The sequence below is a fragment of the Leisingera sp. ANG-S5 genome, from assembly GCF_000813925.1.
Lineage (GTDB): Bacteria > Pseudomonadota > Alphaproteobacteria > Rhodobacterales > Rhodobacteraceae > Leisingera.
In genome coordinates, this window is sequence record NZ_JWLH01000008.1 from 1 (window position 1) to 17560 (window position 17560).

General features: G+C 61.5%; 15 protein-coding genes. 6 read left to right on the forward strand and 9 right to left on the reverse strand.

The annotated features are described in order from the left end of the window. The 7 genes from RA25_RS13020 to RA25_RS13050 all read right to left on the reverse strand — a co-directional run. On the reverse strand, positions 1-1643 hold a 1643-nt coding region (locus RA25_RS13020), incomplete at its 3' end, for a formate--tetrahydrofolate ligase (protein WP_039173210.1). 295 nt (positions 1644-1938) lie between these two features. Further along, entirely contained in the window at positions 1939-3270 is a 1332-nt protein-coding gene (gene glnT / locus RA25_RS13025) for a type III glutamate--ammonia ligase (RefSeq protein WP_039172908.1), read from the reverse strand. A gap of 76 nt (positions 3271-3346) precedes the next feature. After that, positions 3347-4678: an FMN-binding glutamate synthase family protein gene (locus RA25_RS13030; RefSeq protein WP_019294521.1), complete on the reverse strand. Its 1332-nt coding sequence runs from the start codon at positions 4676-4678 to the stop codon at positions 3347-3349. 18 nt (positions 4679-4696) lie between these two features. Next, positions 4697-5380, reverse strand: coding sequence for a GltB/FmdC/FwdC-like GXGXG domain-containing protein (locus RA25_RS13035; protein WP_019294522.1), 684 nt, complete (start codon positions 5378-5380; stop codon positions 4697-4699). A gap of 1 nt (position 5381) precedes the next feature. Next, on the reverse strand, positions 5382-6278 hold the full coding sequence (locus RA25_RS13040) for a class II glutamine amidotransferase (protein WP_039172911.1): 897 nt from the start codon (positions 6276-6278) through the stop codon (positions 5382-5384). A gap of 132 nt (positions 6279-6410) precedes the next feature. Beyond that, entirely contained in the window at positions 6411-6626 is a 216-nt protein-coding gene (locus RA25_RS13045; RefSeq protein WP_019294524.1) for a hypothetical protein, read from the reverse strand. 11 nt (positions 6627-6637) lie between these two features. Continuing rightward, the gene (locus RA25_RS13050) at positions 6638-8011 is read right to left on the reverse strand and encodes an ammonium transporter (protein ID WP_029204636.1); all 1374 of its coding nucleotides are present in this window, start codon (positions 8009-8011) and stop codon (positions 6638-6640) included. Between the two features lie 549 nt (positions 8012-8560). Here RA25_RS13050 and RA25_RS13055 point away from each other — a divergent pair. The 4 genes from RA25_RS13055 to RA25_RS13070 all read left to right on the forward strand — a co-directional run bounded on the left by RA25_RS13055 (position 8561) and on the right by RA25_RS13070 (position 12409). Beyond that, on the forward strand, positions 8561-9706 hold the full coding sequence (locus RA25_RS13055; protein WP_039172914.1) for an aminomethyltransferase family protein: 1146 nt from the start codon (positions 8561-8563) through the stop codon (positions 9704-9706). Positions 9707-9777: 71 nt separating this feature from the next. Further along, complete coding sequence (locus RA25_RS13060) at positions 9778-10389, forward strand: dimethylamine monooxygenase subunit DmmA family protein (RefSeq protein ID WP_019294527.1); 612 nt, start codon at positions 9778-9780, stop codon at positions 10387-10389. Continuing rightward, entirely contained in the window at positions 10386-11351 is a 966-nt protein-coding gene (locus RA25_RS13065; protein WP_039172915.1) for a PDR/VanB family oxidoreductase, read from the forward strand. The genes RA25_RS13060 and RA25_RS13065 overlap by 4 nt, the downstream gene beginning before the upstream one ends. A gap of 11 nt (positions 11352-11362) precedes the next feature. Continuing rightward, positions 11363-12409 (forward strand): heme-dependent oxidative N-demethylase family protein, encoded by a 1047-nt coding sequence (locus tag RA25_RS13070; protein ID WP_039172918.1) that lies wholly within the window; start codon positions 11363-11365, stop codon positions 12407-12409. 313 nt (positions 12410-12722) lie between these two features. Here the strand turns inward: RA25_RS13070 and RA25_RS13075 are convergent, their stop codons facing one another. Continuing rightward, positions 12723-13379, reverse strand: a complete 657-nt coding sequence (locus RA25_RS13075; RefSeq protein ID WP_052254252.1) for a helix-turn-helix domain-containing protein — start codon at positions 13377-13379, stop codon at positions 12723-12725. Positions 13380-13938: 559 nt separating this feature from the next. Between RA25_RS13075 and RA25_RS13080 the strand changes: the two genes are divergently transcribed. After that, the gene (locus RA25_RS13080) at positions 13939-14667 is read left to right on the forward strand and encodes a FadR/GntR family transcriptional regulator (RefSeq protein ID WP_039172920.1); all 729 of its coding nucleotides are present in this window, start codon (positions 13939-13941) and stop codon (positions 14665-14667) included. Between the two features lie 6 nt (positions 14668-14673). Here the strand turns inward: RA25_RS13080 and RA25_RS13085 are convergent, their stop codons facing one another. Then, positions 14674-15975 carry an ABC transporter substrate-binding protein gene (locus RA25_RS13085; protein WP_039172923.1) on the reverse strand — a complete coding sequence of 434 codons (1302 nt, stop codon included), beginning with the start codon at positions 15973-15975 and terminating at the stop codon, positions 14674-14676. A 162-nt stretch (positions 15976-16137) separates the two neighbouring features. Here RA25_RS13085 and RA25_RS13090 point away from each other — a divergent pair, with 162 nt between their 5' ends. Beyond that, positions 16138-17484 carry an NAD(P)-binding domain-containing protein gene (locus tag RA25_RS13090; protein WP_039172926.1) on the forward strand — a complete coding sequence of 449 codons (1347 nt, stop codon included), beginning with the start codon at positions 16138-16140 and terminating at the stop codon, positions 17482-17484. Positions 17485-17560: the final 76 nt, after the last annotated feature.

The window sequence follows — 17560 nt, forward strand, 5'->3', positions numbered from 1 at the left end:
AGGCGGATGGTTTCCGCCGCAGGGGTGCGCGGCAGGCCCGGCATGGTCATGATCTCGCCGCAGACCGCAACGATGAAGCCCGCACCGGCCGACAGGCGCACTTCGCGCACCGGCACCGAGTGGCCCACCGGCGCACCGCGCAAGCTCGGGTCGGTCGAGAAGGAGTACTGGGTCTTGGCCATGCAGACCGGCAGGTTGCCGTAGCCCGCGTCTTCCCATTCCTTCAGCTGGTTGCGGATCTTGTTGTCCGCCAGCACCTCGTCGGCGCGGTAGATGCGCTTGGCGATGGTCTCGATCTTCTCGAACAGCGGCATGTCGTCCGGGTAGATCGGCGAGAAGTTGGCGGAACCGGCGTCGACGATCTCGACAACCTTCTCGGCCAGCGGCGCGGAGCCCTCGGAGCCCAGCTCCCAGTGGCGTGACAGCACTGCTTCGACGCCATGGCTGGCGCAGTAGGCTTTGACCGCGTCAACTTCGGCATCGGTGTCGGTGACGAAGTGGTTGATCGCAACCACAACCGGCACGCCGAAGGATTTGACGTTCTCGATGTGGCGGCCGAGGTTGGCGCAGCCGGAGTTCACCGCATCGACGTTCTCGGCACCGAGGTCTGCCTTGGCAACGCCGCCGTTCATCTTCATCGCGCGCACGGTGGCCACCAGCACCACCGCCGACGGCGCGATGCCTGCCTTGCGGCACTTGATGTTCATGAACTTCTCGGCACCGAGGTCAGCGCCAAAGCCTGCTTCGGTGACGACATAGTCGGCGACTTTCAAGGCGGTCTTGGTGGCGATCACCGAGTTGCAGCCGTGTGCGATGTTGGCGAAGGGGCCGCCGTGCACGAAGGCCGGGTTGTTTTCCAGGGTCTGCACCAGGTTCGGCTGCATCGCGTCCTTCAGCAGCACGGTCATCGCGCCCTCTGCCTTGATGTCGCGGCAGTAGACCGGGGTCTTGTCGCGGCGGTAGGCCACGATGATGTCGCCCAGGCGCTTTTCCAGGTCCTTGAGGTCGTTCGCGAGGCAGAGGATCGCCATCACTTCCGACGCCACGGTGATGTCAAAGCCGGCTTCGCGCGGGAAACCGTTGGACACACCGCCCAGCGACGCGGTGATCTGGCGCAGAGCGCGGTCGTTCATGTCGACCACACGGCGCCAGGCGACGCGGCGGGTGTCGATGTCGCACTCGTTGCCCCAGTAGATGTGGTTGTCGATCATCGCCGACAGCAGCGAGTGGGCCGAGGTGATGGCGTGGAAGTCGCCGGTGAAGTGGAGGTTCATCTCCTCCATCGGCACAACCTGGGCATAGCCGCCGCCTGCAGCGCCGCCCTTCATGCCGAAGTTCGGGCCCAGCGAGGCTTCGCGGATACAGATCATCGCGTTCTTGCCGATCCGGTTCAGACCGTCGCCCAGACCCACGGTGGTGGTGGTCTTGCCTTCGCCCGCCGGCGTCGGGTTGATCGCGGTCACCAGGATCAGCTTGCCGTCTTCCTTGGACTGCACAGAGTCGATGAACGCCTGGCTCACCTTCGCCTTGTCATGGCCGTAGGGCAGCAGGTCATCGCTGGAAATCCCGATCTTCGCGCCAATCTCCTGGATCGGCTTCTTCTGCGCCTCACGCGCAATCTCGATGTCACTCTTGTAGCTCATGGCCATCTCCCTGCTGCCATCCGTTCCGGTTCACTCCCCGCGGCACTTGTTGAGTGCGAGGCAAGATATATTCCTATTACTCAATTTATTTTCCTGACCGTCAACACCCTCCTGCCAGGTTTTCAGTGCAAAAGCGGGCATTTTCCGCATTTCCGCCGCCGATAGGAAACAGGCGGTTTTTCACCCGGGGTGAAAACGGCGCATATGCGGCAGGCGCTGCCGCAAACAAAAAGGGCCCGGGCAGAACCCGGGCCGTGCAAAGTCCGGCCCGAAAGCCGGACAGGGGAATCAGTGCCTAGATGTCCAGCGTGTTGTCCTTCTCCCAGCGGGAGAAGTGATTGACGAAGGAGTTCCACTCCTGCTGCTTCATCTTCAGGTAGGCAGCAGAGAACTCCTCACCCATCATCGCCTTCAAACCGTCGTCCTTGTCGTAGAAGCGCAGAGCATCCAGCATGTTCAGCGGCAGTTTCGGCGCATCGGTGATCTTGTGGCCCTCGGCATACATGTCGATGTCGTGGCGCGGGCCGGGATCGGCCTTGGAGCGGACGCCGGAAAGGCCCGCCGCAATGATCACCGCCTGCAGCAGGTAGGGGTTCACCGCCCCGTCCGGCAGGCGCAGCTCAAACCGGCCGGGGCCGGGGACGCGCACCATGTGGGTGCGGTTGTTGCCGGTCCAGGTCACGGTGTTCGGCGCCCAGGTGGCCCCGGACATCGTGCGCGGCGCGTTGATGCGCTTGTAGGAGTTCACCGTCGGGTTGGTGATCGCCGCCAGGGCTGATGCGTGCTTCATGATGCCGCCCAGGAACCAGCCGCCCTGCTCCGACAGGCCCAGCTCGGCAATCTGGCCCGTGCCTTTTTCACCGGCAAAGACGTTGACCCGGGAATCCTTGCCCGGCGCGTCCCAGACCGAGATATGGGCGTGGCAGCCGTTGCCGGTGAGACCCTCGACCGGTTTCGGCATGAAGGTTGCCCGGTAACCGTGCTTTTCCGCCACCGACTTGGTCATGAACTTGAAGAAGCTGTGCTTGTCGGCGGTCGACAGCGCGTCGTCGAACTCCCAGTTCATCTCGAACTGGCCGTTGGCGTCCTCATGGTCGTTCTGGTACGGGCCCCAGCCCAGCTCCAGCATGTAGTCGCAGATCTCGCGCACCACATCATAGCGGCGCATCACCGCCTGCTGGTCGTAGCAGGGTTTTTCAGCCGTATCGAACGGGTCGGAAATCTGCTCCCCGTCCGGCGACAGCAGGAAGAACTCGGCCTCGATGCCGGTCTTCACATGCAGCCCTTCGTCCGCAGCTTCCTTGATCAGGCGGCGCAGCACGTTGCGCGGCGCCTGGGCCACGTCTTCGCCCTCCATGACGCAGTCAGCCGCCACCCAGGCGACCTCCGGCTTCCACGGCAGCTGGATCACCGAGGACGGATCCGGCACCGCCAGCATGTCCGGGTGCGCGGGCGTCAGGTCAAGCCAAGTGGCAAAACCGGCAAAGCCGGCCCCGTCTTCCTGCATGTCCGCGATCGCCTCAGCCGGCACCAGCTTGGCGCGCTGGCCACCGAACAAGTCGGTGAAGGAGATCATGAAATATTTGACGCCTTTTTCTTTTGCGAAAGCAGCCAGATCTGTGGTCATGGTCTTACTTCCTTTCCCTGTTGAACGTATTTCGGAAATGGGGCGCGAACCGTTGCCGGCCGCGCCCCGCCAATCGTCAGAACCCTGCTTTGCCCGGGTACCAGTCGGTGCCGGCCAGCGGAACCCGCGCCATCGCGGCGGCCTCCATGGTCAGGGCGCACAGATCCTCGGGCTCGAGGTTATGCAGGTGGTTGTGGCCGCAGGCGCGGGCAATGGTCTGGGCCTCCAGCGTCATCACCTTGAGGTAGTTGCGCAGGCGGCGGCCCGCATCAACCGGGTCCAGGCGCTTCATCAGTTCCGCGTCCTGGGTGGTGATGCCGGCCGGGTCCTTGCCCTCGTGCCAGTCGTCATAGGCGCCAGTGGTGGTGCCCAGCTTCTGGTACTCGCTTTCCCATTTCGGATCGTTGTCACCCAGCGCGATCAGTGCGGCGGTGCCGATGGCGACCGCGTCGGCGCCCAACGCCATCGCCTTGGCCACATCAGCGCCGGTGCGAATGCCGCCGGAGACCACCAGCTGAACCTCGCGGTGCACGCCCAGATCCTGCAGCGCCTGCACGGCAGGGCGGATACAGGCGAGCGTCGGCAGGCCGACATGTTCGATGAACACGTCCTGGGTGGCAGCGGTGCCGCCCTGCATGCCGTCCAGCACCACAACGTCAGCACCGGCCTTCACCGCCAGCGCAGTGTCGTAATAGGGGCGTGTGCCGCCGACCTTGATGTAGATCGGCACCTGCCAGTCGGTGATCTCGCGCAGCTCCAGGATCTTGATTTCCAGATCATCGGGGCCGGTCCAATCCGGGTGGCGGCAGGCAGAACGCTGGTCGATGCCTTTCGGCAGAGTACGCATTTCCGCAACCCGGTCAGAGATCTTCTGCCCCAGCAGCATACCGCCGCCGCCCGGCTTGGCGCCTTGGCCGACCACAACTTCAATCGCGTCGGCCTTGCGCAGGTCGTCCGGGTTCATGCCGTAGCGGGACGGCAGATACTGGTAGACCAGCTTGGTGGAATGGCCGCGCTCTTCCGGAGTCATGCCGCCGTCGCCTGTGGTGGTCGAGGTGCCCGCAGCCGATGCGCCGCGGCCCAGGGCCTCCTTCGCCGGACCCGACAGCGCGCCAAAGCTCATGCCCGCGATAGTGATCGGAATATCCAGCTCAATCGGCTTTTTGGCAAAGCGGGTGCCCAGCGTCACCTTGGTCTCGCATTTCTCGCGGTAGCCTTCCAGTGGATAGCGCGAGATCGAGGCGCCAAGGAACAGCAGGTCGTCGAAATGCGGCACCTTCCGCTTGGCGCCGCCGCCGCGGATGTCATAGATCCCGGTGGCCGAGGCGCGGCGTATTTCCGCGTTGATGGGGTTGGAGAAGGTCGCCGACTGGATCGGGACCGTACGGGGGATGTTATTGCTATCCATGTCTTTTGATCCCTGTCCTTAGTACGCTTGCGCGTTGTCGACGTCGAAGTTGTAGAGCTTGCGGGCGGAGCCGTAGCGCTTGAACTCTTCCGGCTTGGCGTCGGCGCCTGCACGGGCCAGCAGATCCTTCAGGATCTCGATGTGCTCGGGGCGCATTTCCTTTTCGATGCAGTCCGCACCCAGGCTCTTGACCGAGCCGCGCACAAAGAAACGCGCCTCGTAGCAGCTGTCGCCCAGCGCATCGCCGGCATCGCCCAGCACCACCAAGTTGCCGGCCTGCCCCATGAAGGCGCACATATGGCCGATGTTGCCGTGCACGACGATGTCGATGCCCTTCATTGAGATACCGCAGCGTGACGAGGCATTGCCCTTGATCACCAGGAGGCCGCCGTGGCCGGTGGCCCCGGCATACTGGCTGGCGTCACCCTCGACGATCACGGTGCCGGACATCATGTTTTCCGCCACACCGGGCCCGACCGAGCCCTCGACCCGGACCGTCGCCTGCTGGTTCATGCCGGCGCAGTAGTACCCGGTGGAGCCCTTGACGGTCACCTCGACAGGCGAGTTCAGACCAACGGCAATCGCATGGCTGCCCTTGGGGTTGACGATTTCCCAGGCAGTCTTGTTGGAGCTGCCGTTCAGTTCCTGCAGGGCCGAGTTCAGACCGCGCAGGCCATTTGCTTCAAGATCATATGTCTGCATCTTAGTGGTTCCAGAAGTAAACGGTTGCGGGTTCAGGCTCCCAGACGCGGGCGTCTTCGATGCCTGGCAGGTTCACCAGCGCGCGGTATTCGGAACCGAAGGCCACATACTGGTCGGTCTCTGCCATCACGGCCGGCTTGCAGGCGATCGGGTCGCGGACCACGCCAAAGCCGTCCTTGGTGCCGACGACAAAGTTGAAGAAACCGTCCAGGTCCTCCAGCGTGCCCTCCAGCGCTTCGCCAAGGGTGGCGCCGTGCTGCATCTTCCAGGTCAGGTAAGCCGCACCCACTTCGGTGTCGTTCTGGCTTTCGATCCGCACACCGTCGCGCTGCAGCTTGCGGCGCAGGGAGTTGTGGTTCGACAGTGAGCCGTTGTGCACCAGGCACTGGTCCGAGCCGGTGGAGAACGGGTGTGCGCCCTCAGTGGTCACGGCGGATTCGGTAGCCATACGAGTGTGGCCGATACCGTGGGTACCACTCATGCCGCGCACGTTGAAACGCTCGGCAACCTTCTCGGGCAGACCCACTTCCTTGTAGATCTCGATGGTGTCGCCCGCGCTCATGACACGCATGCCGGGGCGCAGCTCAGCCAGCGCAGCGCGGGCCTCCTCGCTCTTGCCCGCGGGCACATCCAGCACCGCGTGGGTATCGATGACCCGGATCGACACATCGGTGCTCAGCGCCTCGGCCAGCGCCCCGTCCAGCCCGTCAAAGGCCTCTTCAGGCACGTCCGACTGAACGGTCAGCTTGGTGCGCCCGCCCTCCTCGGATCCGTAGATTGCAATGCCCGCACTGTCGGGACCGCGGTCCGTCATGGTGATGAGCATATCGGTGAGCATATCGCCCAATTTTGGCTCTAGTGATTTGTCTTTCAGAAAAAGACCGACAATCCCGCACATGGGTGCGCCTCCTGCTTTTCATCTCGAATCAACGCTAGCAGTTTGCGTTCACTCATTCAACTCTTATGAAACTTATTTTCCTTAGAAGGAAGAAAGGCGCGCCGTCCTGGCGCGCCTTTGCAGGTCTCCACATCAGTATTTTTCGAGCAGAGCGCTTATTTTCTCCTTGTCCCCCATCTCTTTAGCCTTATCGAGATGGGCGCCTTCGCGGACAAACTGGATCCTGTGCCAGCCGATCCAGAAGATTACCCCTAGAACAACCATCAGGCCTTCTGATCCCTGGAACGGATAGACCGCTCCAACCTCTGCCAGGTCCACCGCCCAGCTGTCATAACCGATCGTAGACATTCCAGTTCTCCTTATTCAGCTGGGACAGTGCCGCCATTCAGCGCAGCCTTGTCAGCAGCGATGATTTCGGCTTTGGCATCTTCGTAGGCATGGTGTTCAGCGTAATCGAGACCTTGCAGTTCGACCTCCAGCGGGATCCGCAGCACGCCGGCCGCGGCCTGCATCTTGGAGATCACAAAGGCAGGCAGGAAACCGAGCACGAAGAACATGATCACCGCGCCGATGGTCTGACCAACCGGGTTGACGGTGGCATAGCCTTCATACGGCGAGCTCGGCGCGCCCCACAGCAGGAAGCCTGCGATGATCAGGCCCACGATGCCGGAATAACCGTGCACCGCAACCGCACCGACCGCATCGTCGATCTTGAAAGTACGCTCGACCCAGTAGTGCAGCTTGTAAACAATGACGACACCAACCGCGCCGACCAGCATCGCCTGGATCGGGTGGTACAGGTCGTTGCCCGCAGAGGCGGTGATGATGCCCGCCAGACCGCCGGAGAAGGTCCAGAATGCATCGCCCTTGGACACCACATAGGCTGCCATCAGGCCGCCGGACAGCGACATCAGGAAGTTGAAGGTGATTGCGGACAGCGAGGTCGGCGCCAGGTAGATATTGGTGGCTGTCCAGGTCTCGCCAGTCAGCAGGCCGCCAATGCCCTCAGGCGAGATCGCCGGGATGTTGCAGGCTGCGTAAAAACCCCAGAAACCCGAATAGATCAGGAAGATCCCGATGGTCAGCATCCAGGGGTTATGCGGCGGGATGTCCCGCGGAGTGCCATCGGCGGCAAACTTGCCCAGACGCGGGCCAAGCACCATAATGACACCCAGCGCATAACCGCCGGCAATCGCGTGGATCACGCCGGAGGCATAGGCATCATGGTAGCCCAGGTACTTCACCATCCAGCCCTCGGCGTGCCAGCCCCAGGCCGCGTCGATGATCCAGAACACCGAACCGATCATGACGGCATGCACCCACAGAGCGGAAGAGCGGATCCGCTCAATGACCGCACCGGACACGATCGAGGCCGCAGTCCAGGAGAACAGCAGGAACGCTGCCCAGAACACACCGGTGATCCGGTCCGACAGGTTGGTGCCCATGTTTTCCGACCACGGCAGGTTCGCAGCCCCCGCATCATGATTCAGCCCGCCGAAGAACGGGAAGTTCGGGAAGGACCAGTAGATCCACCAGCCGAAGAAAAAGAAGGTCACCGTGACCAGCGGAATGATCATGATGTTCTTCATCAGTGTATGCATGTGGTTGCGGTGGCGGCTGGCGCCAACCTCATACATGCAGAACCCCACGTGAATGAGGAACATGAAGACGACGGTCACCCAGTAATAGAACTCGGTGAACACCGTCGTTAACGCGTTCAGATTTCCATCCAATGTTTTGCCCTCCTGTTGGCAGTATCCCGGGCTTTTTGCCTCTTGGGAAAATTATTTTCCTATATTATTGGGTCTCAGGGGGGCGAGCTGTCAATAATCATGTGAAAAATTGTTACCTTTGGGGAAATCATTGCAACCAAGAAACGGCACTTACCACTCCCGATGCGACCCCTAAGCCTTGGACTTTCAAGGGCTAAACATCTGCCGCAGCGCAACAGTTTCAGGCAGGAGACCGCGGAAGGAAGGGCCATCCAATCCAAGGGCGCATCGTCAATTTGCGACGGAATCACGCGAATCTCCGGCACAGCCGCACAGCGATTCTCACTCTCAGCGGGCCACCAAAGGCCCGCCGCAACCCCAAGCCGAAGACCAAAAAGACCGTTTCAGGCCAATTCATGCCGCAAACACGTTCAAAAACCGCCTTTTAAGAGAAATCTTTTTCCTGTTAGGAATAATCGTTGACATGAACCCTCCTCCCTTGGCTAACTGGACCGGACCAAAGGAACCAAATCAAGAGTTTTGGTCCGCACCAATAGGGAGACGCAAAAAATGGCCATCATCTGGCGGACTTCAGCACTGGCCCAGCGCCACAAGGAAATCGGCGGCGAGCTGGAAGATTGGAATGGCATGGGAACCGCCTGGTTCTATGACCACACCCCCGAGCGCGCCAAGGCCGACTATGAGGCGGTCCGCACCAAGGCGGGCCTCATGGACGTGTCCGGCCTCAAGAAAGTCCACGTCGTGGGCGAGCACGCTGCCCAGGTCATCGACCGGGTCACCACCCGCAACGTCGAAAAGATCATGCCGGGCCGCTCCACCTATGCCTCGATCCTGAATGAACAGGGCAAGTTCGTGGATGACTGCATCATCTACCGCCTGTCGGTGAACAGCTGGATGGTGGTCCACGGCACCGGCACCGGAATGGAACAGCTCAGCAGCGTTGCCGCCGGCAAGAATTGCTCGGTTGTGTTCGACGACAACCTGCACGACATGTCGCTGCAAGGCCCCGTCGCCGTGGACTTCCTAGCCGAATATGTGCCCGGCATCCGCGATCTGGCCTATTTCGGCATCATCCAGACCAAGCTGTTCGGCTGCCCGGTGATGATCTCGCGTACCGGCTACACCGGCGAGCGCGGTTATGAAATTTTCTGCCAGGCCAAGGACGCGGTGCATCTCTGGGACAGCATCCTGGACAAGGGCAAGGGGATGGGCATCGTTCCCGTGCAATTCTCCACCCTCGACCTGCTGCGCACCGAAAGCTACCTTCTGTTCTATCCGGGCGACAACTCCGAGACCTACCCGTTCGACGATGAGCCCTGCGGCGACACTCTGTGGGAACTGGGCCTCGAGTTTACCGTCTCCCCGGGCAAGACCGGCTTCATCGGCGCCGAGAACCATTATGCCGCCGAAGGCAAGGAACGCTTCAAGATCTATGGCGTCATGCTGGAGGGCAAGACCCCCGCGGACGAAGGCGCGGATCTCTTGCAGAACGGCGAGAAGGTCGGCGTGGTCACCTACGGCATGTACTCCGAGGTGAACAACCACAACGTGGGCATCGCCCGGATGCCGGTCGCCTGCGCCAAGCCGGGCACCAAGCTGACTGTCCGCAACGGCGACGGCACAGAGATTGCCGCCACCGCCGAAGAGATGCCCTTCTACGACAAGGACAAATCGATCCGCACCGCAAAGGGCTGATCCGGATCCCGGGCGTCCCCGTTCGGGGGCGCCCGCTTTCGTTCACCCGGACTGCAGGAAAAGCGACCCACATGTCTAAGACCGAATTCCCCCCTTCCATCACCAGCCGCCCGGTTTACGGCGAGCTTGAGGCCCGCTCCGGCAGCGGCCACCTGATGATCGCCGACGCCGAAGGCGCCGAGGCGATCCTGGATCTGGCCAATTCCGCAGACGCGGACTTCTGGGCCAAGGCCCATATCATCTACATCCCCAAGAAGACCGGCACCAAATACAGCAGCCAGCTGGAGGCACTGGGGGCCGGCAAATATTACGCAGGCCCGTCTTACGAAGCCGCACAGAGCCGCATCCGCCGCGCCTTGCAGGACTGCCACATGGGCACGCAGGTCTACCTCTCAGGCACCGAAAGCCTGATGGGCCAGGCCATGGCCGAGGCCACAGCCGCTGGCATTCCGCACACCGCCATCCAGACTGAACACCGCGGCTCCACCGCGCGGCGCATGCAATGCGTGCACTGCAAGGGCATCACCGAGGACGTCACCACCGACCCGTTCGAATGCAGTCACTGCGGCCTCAGCCTGTTCGTGCGCGATCACTATTCGCGCCGCCTCGCCGCCTTTCAGGGTGTGCGGGTGGATGCCGAGGATCCGGGCAACATCCCCGAGAAAGTGGAGCTGTTCAAATGAGTGCTGGCACCGCAAAACTGAATGTCACCGTGGCCGAGGTCAAACCGATCAACGACCTGGTCACCCGTTTCAAATTCGTCCGCACCGGCGGCGGCGACCTGCCCACCTTCTCGGGCGGCGCGCATACCGTGGTCGAGATGCAGGACGGCGATATCACCCGCCTGAACGCCTACTCGCTGATGTCCAACCCGGCCGACCGCGGCGCCTATACAATTTCTGTGCGCCGCGACGACCAGGGCCGCGGCGGCTCCAAATTCATGCATTCCCAGGTGAAAGAGGGCATGGAGATGGTGATCTCCAACCCCGTCAACCTGTTCTCGCTGGACCTGCGGGCCAAGAAGCACCTGATGCTGGCCGGCGGCATCGGCATCACCCCCTTCATGGCGCAGATGCATCAGCTGTCGATGATGGGCGGCAATTTCGAACTGCACTATTCGGTCCGCACAGCCTCGCTCGGCACCTATGCCAACGAACTGTCCGAGCGCTACCCGGGCAAGGTGCACATCTACCATGACGACCAGAAAGAGGCGATCGACCTCAAGACCCTGCTCGCCAATCAGCCGCTAGGCACGAACGTCTATGTCTGCGGCCCCAAGGGCATGATCAACTGGGTGCATAGCACAGCCGAGGACATGGGCTGGCCGCGCGAGGCGGTGCATTCCGAGGAATTCCTGGCACCTGCCTCCGGCAAGCCTTTTGAGGTGAAATGCGCGGCCTCCAACAAGATCGTTCAGGTCGGCGAGCATCAATCGCTGCTGGAAGCATTGGAAGCGGCGGGCATCGACGCCCCCTACCTCTGCCGCGGCGGCGCCTGCGGCCAGTGCGAAACCAATGTCATCGGCTACGACGGCAAGTTCCTGCACTACGACCACTGGCTGACCGACGAGCAAAAGGCCGGCGGCAAACACATCATGCCCTGCGTGTCGCGCTTTGAAGGCAAGACACTGGTTCTGGATCGCTGAGGAAGAGAAAGATGACCATTCAATTCAACGACGAAACCTTCTACGGCGATTTCACCTTCAAGAACTCGGACTGGGCAATCAAACGCTTCCCCTTCCCGTTCCACGAAGACAGCTACATGTATTCGGTGAACATGGAGCCGCATAAATCCTACCGGCCCGGCTCGGTGTTCGAACGCACCTTCGACGTGGACGAACACTATGTCTCGGAAATGAAGGACCGCGCCCGGGTGCTGGCAAACGACCCGCTGCGCTGCCAGTCGCTGCCGCATATGACTCTTGCGGGCTGGGATCTGGTCGAGCTGATCATGGAAGCCAAGGCAGCCGAATACCCGGACCTGTTTGAACTGCACAAGGACGGCAACCGCTGGCGCTGGATCAACAAGCCGCTGGGCATCGACGACACCTTCACCTTCCTTGATGAAAGCACCCTGCCCTACGGCCCGATGGAATACATCACCCGCCAGACCCAGGGCGACTTTGCGGTGCTGGACCAGCGCGACGACAACCTGTGGATGGACGCCGGCATGGTCACCACACAGGCCGACTGGTCGTTGGACTTCGACATTGGCATGAACTTCTTTGAATGGCACGCCCCGGTGCCGAAGGCGCATGAGATGGGCATCTTCGTCCGCGCGCTGAAGTTCCTGTTGAACATCCAGCAGGGCCAGCCCGCCCGCCGCCTGAACTGGACCATGACGGTCAATCCGCTGCTCGACACCAGCCCCGAGAACTACCACAAATGGGGCGTGATGAAGCAGGGGCTGACGATGGAGAACATCGGCGAGAAACAGCACCTGCGGGTCGAACTGCAGACCTTCTTCCGCCTGCCGCGCTCCAACGCGCTGGTGTTCCCGATCCGCTGCTACCTGATCAGCTTCAACGATCTGGTAACAGTGCCGAAATGGGCGCGCCGCCTCCACCGGGTGATCCGCGACCTGCCGGAGGAGCTGGCGACCTACAAGGGCTTCATCGACAACCGCCCGCTGATGGTGGAATGGCTGTCGCAGTTTGACGACGGCACCCCGACCTCAGACGGCATCTGGCCCGACGACGACTGATCCCGAGCGGACTTGCGGGCCGTCCCTACCCCTGTCACTTAGGCCCGCTTCACTGACTGCCGCTGCCTCTGGCTCCGGCAGTTTCTTTTTGCCTGCGGTTCGGAAACGGCGCACTCCCGCCCCCGCATCCAGCCGCAGGCTGCTCCCGCACCCGGTGCGGCGTTGGGCCGGGCAGCGCGCCTTGCGCGCCGCGGGCGGCAACCGGCCAGGCAGCAGCAGAACACAACAGCGCCGCGCATCGCGCGGCGCTTGGCCCAACGGTGAGGGGCATCTTCTGATGCCGCGGAACCGGCGGGAGCACCGCCGCCGCGCGTCAGCTCGATTGCGGGTAGGAAATGATCGACAGGTACCGCGCCGGCAGCTTGACCAACTGCTCCGGCCCGTGCGGCGCATCCGCATCAAAGAACAGCGTATCGCCCGGCTTCAGCGGGAACACCTTGTCGCCATGCCGGTAGTCAACCTCACCCTCCAGCATATAAAGCATCTCCACACCGTCATGCTGGAAGGTCGGAAACACATCCGACTCCTCGGTCAGAGTGATCATGTAAGGCTCCACCATCACGCCGGATGCATTGGCGCCGAGATGCCCCAGCAGCTGGTACTGATGCCCGGCCCGTGTGCCCGCACGCTCGGTCTCCGCGCCTTCACCGGACTTGGTGTGCACCGCCTCGCGGCTTTCCTCAAACCGCCGGAAAAACGACGTGATCGGCACGCTCAGCGCATTGGCCAGAAGCTGCAAAGTGGTAAGCGAAGGCGAGGTGTTGCCGTTCTCGATCTTCGACAGCATCCCGATTGACAGCCCGGTCAGATTGGCCAGATCCGCCACTGTGATCCCTTGCTGCCGCCGGAACGACCGCACCTCGCGGCCAATCGCCACTTCCAGAACTTTTTCTGCACCATCACGGACCCGGTGCGGGTCTTGGGAAAGGTTATTTGCCACTGCGTCACTATCATCTTTGAGTTTAGCCACTGTGTTATCTTCCTTATGGATGGCCTCTGACAAGCGCGCAGCAGCCGATATGTAAAAACTTTCCCAAACGCAAGGAATGCTGCGAAAATTATTTTACTGCCATTACTCATTTTTCCCAACCCCTTACCGCCACAGGAAAGAAATTTGTTGCCGCGGCGCTGCGCCCGCCTACCGAAGGGCGGCATCCGGCGTGACCTGAAAATCAAGCCGGCAGGGACACAGGGCCACCGCCGCCAGAAGACAGACCCGGTTCGCGCTTGCGGCCTCCAGACCAAAAAGGCACCAATTTTGCGGCCCTCCAGACAGTGACTTCGCTCTGCGACCTAAAAATGGCAGAAAAACAGAGAGATAGCGCCGTCCGTCTAAACCTGTGAAAACACCACAACACAGAACCAATTCGCAGAGCTGTCCTTGCTGACTAGCAGCGGAACCGCTAATCTGAGACCCAATCACCGCTGTGAAAACACCTGCAACACCGCCACCCACACTGGCATAAGCAGCGAGCGCACAGCACTCAGGAGCAGGGTTTCCCGCTCACACGGCCCGGAAAAGACAGACCATGAGCTCAGCGGAAGAAACCACTTCGCAAATTCTGACCACCCATTCCGTCGGCGCCACGGTGCAGGTGGTGATCGACACGCTGTTTGCCCGGATCAAATCCGACACCTACCCGGTGGACACCCGGCTGCCCTCGGAACGCACACTGGCGTCCGAACTGGGCGTCGCCCGCAACACCGTGCGGGAGGCGCTGGATGTTCTGGCCACCCAGAACGTGATCCACCGCCGGGCCGGCTCCGGCAGCTTTGTGAAATACCGCTCCGACCCCAAGCCGGAAGCCACCTCCTATAGCTCGCTGGCCAACGAGGTTTCACCGCTCGACCATCTTGTGGTGCGCGGCATTCTGGAGCCGGAACTGGTGCGGCTGGCAGTGATCAACATGACCCCGCGCCAGATCGAGGAGCTGGATCAGATCCTGTCCCGTGTCGAAGCCGTGCGCACTGACCCAGGTGAATTCATCGATGCGGAGGAGGATCTCTACCGCAAAATCGCCGAAGGCACCGGCAACCCGCTGCTGCACTCCTGCTACGAGCTGACGATCGAGGCCTGCCGCCTGTCCTACCGCACTGCGCTGCGCCGCCGCCACCTGACGCCGCAGCGGATTCAGGACTACCAAAAGCGCTACAACACGCTGTTCAACGCCATCGCCTCGCGCGATGTGGAATCGGCGGTGGAATTCATCAAGCTGCACCTTATCGACGAGCAGAAGCTGCTGCTGCAGGAGGTCTGATCCCGCTCAGCCCTCCACCGCACGCGAGCTGACCTCGCTGCCCGGCGCATCGCTTTCCAGCCGCTGGTGCCACAGCTGCCCCAGCGCTTCCATCTCTGATTTCAGCAGACCTGAATGCTGCGCCAGCCAGGCGGGGATCGACTTGAAATCCGCAATCCGCGCCTTGCCGTCCTGGATCGTCACCACCGGCCAATCGCCCACCAAGGCATTGGAAATACCGAATATTTCTTCACCCCACCATTCCGCGTGGCCAAAGGCGTGGGTGACATGGCCCAGCTGTTTCATTGCTGCCAGCACCGAGGGCGGCGCGACCGATCCCGCCTTCTCCACCGCGCTGTGCCAGATATCCAGGATCGCCACATATTCCCAGCTCACCGCAGACCAGCTGCCCGGGAAACGCCGGTTGTACTCCTCATAGAACACATGCGGCCGGTTGAAGAAAAACGCCTTTTCCCGAAGCATCGGATCATCAAAATCCGGAAACTGGAACACCACCCCCTCCATGAAGTCCGGCGAGGTCCGCTCCACCAGCCGGTCATAACCGTCCATGGTGCAACTGATGATCTGCCCTTTGAAGCCTTTGGAATGGGCATATTCGGTCATTGCGTGCACCATCGGCGCATAAGACGAGCACCAGCACAGGATATCGGCGCCGCTTTCCAGCATCGGATCCACCACCGGCGCCGGATCACTGGAACCGGGATCATACTGCACCTCGTGCAGGATCTCCTTGTCCGCCGCCTTGAACGCCGCCCGGTATACAGCTTGCGAAGGCAGCCCCAGAAGATCGAACTGGCTGCACAGGGCCACCGTTTTCAGCTCCGGCCGGTTTTCCGCCAGCCAGGACACCCCGGTCACATTCTGAATCGGGTGCGCCTCGCTTGGCGCAATCAAATAGGGCGTGTCCGGCGACAGGTCGCTGGGCAGCAGCGTGGACGTCAGCACCTTGTTGCGCATCAGGAAGTCGCGCACCGGCGCGAAGGTATCACCGCCCAGCATCAGCATCAGCTTCACGTTGTGCTGCTGAACCAGTTCAACCGCACCTTCCAGCGCGCGTTCAGGGTCGTAGCCGCAATCGTATGAGTGGATCCGGATCGGATAGCGGCGGCCGCCGATCAGCACCCCGCCGGCCTTGTTCAGCCCGTCCTCCCAGATCCGGCAGCCGTTCAATCCGGGCAGCCCCCAGCTCTCCACAGGACCCGAAAGCGGGCCAAGGAACCCGATATTCACTGATTCTGCCATCCCCACGGACAGCCGCGGCAACGCCGCGCGGGCGGTCAACTGGTGCACAAAACTGGTCGTCTTCATATTTGAAATCCTACCAAGAAAACAACGCGTTTCCAGTCCAATTGCGCCCAAAAACATTCCGCATGTGAAAAAATGTTGACTTATTGGTGCAAGTTTGGACCTAATTGGACCAGACCAAATGAGCCAAATTAAGATATTGGTCCGAACCAACGGGAGAACCAGATGACCAAGAAACGTATTGCCATCATCGGCGCCGGCCCTTCAGGCCTGGCCCAGCTGCGCGCCTTCCAGTCCGCGGCCAACAAGGGCGAGGAGATCCCGGAAATCGTCTGTTTTGAAAAGCAGGACGACTGGGGCGGCCTGTGGAACTACACTTGGCGTACCGGCCTGGACGAAAACGGCGAGCCGGTGCACTGCTCTATGTACCGCTACCTGTGGTCCAACGGGCCCAAGGAAGGCCTGGAGTTTGCCGACTATTCATTCGAAGAGCATTTCGGCAAACAGATCGCCTCCTACCCGCCGCGCGCCGTGCTGTTCGACTACATCGAAGGCCGGGTGAAAAAGGCGGATGTGCGCAAGTGGATCCGCTTCAACTCCCCGATCCGCTGGGTCGAATACAACGAGGACAAGGGCAATTTCACCGTCACCGTGCATGACTACGCCAAGGACAGCACCTACAAGGAAGACTTCGATCACGTGATCTGCGCCTCGGGCCACTTCTCAACCCCGAATGTGCCGTTCTACCCTGGTTTCGACACCTTCAACGGCCGCGTCCTGCACGCCCACGACTTCCGTGATGCCCGCGAATTTGCAGGCAAGGACATCCTGCTTTTGGGCTCTTCCTATTCTGCCGAAGACATCGGCTCCCAGTGCTGGAAATACGGCGCCAAGTCGATCACCACCTCCTACCGCTCAGCACCGATGGGCTTCAAATGGCCGGACAACTGGGACGAGGTTCCGGCGCTGGAATCGGTGTCCGGCAACACTGCCACCTTCGTTGACGGCACCCAGAAGGAAGTCGATGCGATCATCCTCTGCACCGGCTACAAGCACTTCTTCAACTTCCTGCCGGACGACCTGCGCCTGAAAACCGCCAATCGCCTGGCCACCGCCGACCTCTACAAAGGCGTGGTCTTTGCCCATAACCCCAAGATGTTCTATCTGGGCATGCAGGATCAGTGGTTCACCTTCAACATGTTCGACGCCCAGGCCTGGTGGGTCCGCGACGCGATCATGGGCAAGATCCAGATTCCGGCGGACAAGGAAACCCTTCTGGCCGACGTCAAGGAGCGCGAAGAGCGCGAGGAAGCCTCAGACGACGTCAAATACGCGATCAAGTACCAGGGCGACTACGTGCTGGAACTGATCGAGGAGACCGACTACCCGACCTTCGACGTGGCGGGCGCCTGCCAGGCCTTCTATGAGTGGAAAGGCCACAAGGCCCAGGACATCATGGCCTTCCGCAACAACTCCTACAAATCAGTGATCACCGGCACCATGGCACCCGTGCACCACACCCCGTGGAAGGACGCCCTGGACGACTCGCTGGAAGCATATCTGCAGAACTAGGGACTCGTCCCCGGCAGATACGCCTGCGCCGTTTTCCCCTTCCTGTACGGCGCAGGCCCCCCTTCGCCGCTGTGCG